We start from the raw sequence: 881 nt of genomic DNA on the forward strand, positions 1-881 counted from the left end.
GCTGTCCGGTGGTCAGCAACAGCGTGTGGGTATCGCCCGCGCACTCGCGGCCGAACCGGAGGTACTGCTGTGCGACGAGGCCACGAGCGCCCTGGATCCCGACACCACCGATCAGGTTCTCGATCTCGTCGCCGAGGTGAACAGACGACTGGGTGTCACGGTCGTGGTGATCACGCACGAACTCGGGGTGCTGCGCCGGATCTGCACCTCGGCCGCACGTCTCGCCGCAGGGCAGGTCGTCGAGACCGGCCGGATCGTCGATCTCGTCGCCGATCCCGAATCGGCACTCGGGCACGCACTCGTCCCGGTCGGCACCGACCCGTCGGCGGGATCGGGTGCGGACACGGCTCTGGTCACCGCAATCGGCGATGCCGCACACGGACCGTGGCTCGCGGAGATGATCCGTGCCCTCGACACCGATGTCGCAGTGGTCGGTGGCCGGGTCGAACAGGTCGGCAGCGTCACCGTGGGCCGGATGCGCCTGCGGTTCACGGCGGGCACCGACCGGGCACGCATCGAGGGATTCGTGGCCGAACGCCCGTACCTGAGCCTGGCCTGGGGGACGGAAGGCGAACTGGAGGGACTCACGGAATGACGGTGCAGGCGCGATGAACAAGCTGCAGTGGTACGACGCCTTCCCGGAAGTGTGGGAAGCCACCCTCGAGACGCTCTACATGGTTGCCGTGTCGTTCCTGCTCACCATCGTCGGTGGTGTGCTGGTCGGGATCGTATTGCAGTTGACCTCACCGTCCGGACTGTGGCCCCGCAGGACGCTCAACACCGTTCTCGGTGTGATCGTCAACCTGTTCCGGTCGCTGCCCTTCCTCATTCTGCTGATCGCCCTGATCGGGTTCACCCGCTTCGTCGTGGGCACCGCGATC

The 881-nt window shown here is 66.9% G+C and carries 1 protein-coding gene and 1 pseudogene; both read left to right on the forward strand.

Annotation, left to right across the window (positions count from 1 at the left end; translation table 11 throughout):
• Nucleotides 1–595: NIL domain-containing protein (locus tag R1101_RS28775; RefSeq protein ID WP_016935778.1), on the forward strand; the 595-nt coding region annotated here is incomplete at its 5' end.
• A 13-nt stretch (nucleotides 596–608) separates the two neighbouring features.
• Nucleotides 609–881, forward strand: a pseudogene (locus R1101_RS0124585) (metal ABC transporter permease); the annotation flags it as partial.

The sequence above is a fragment of the Rhodococcus sp. R1101 genome, from assembly GCF_000278445.1.
Lineage (GTDB): Bacteria > Actinomycetota > Actinomycetes > Mycobacteriales > Mycobacteriaceae > Rhodococcus > Rhodococcus gordoniae.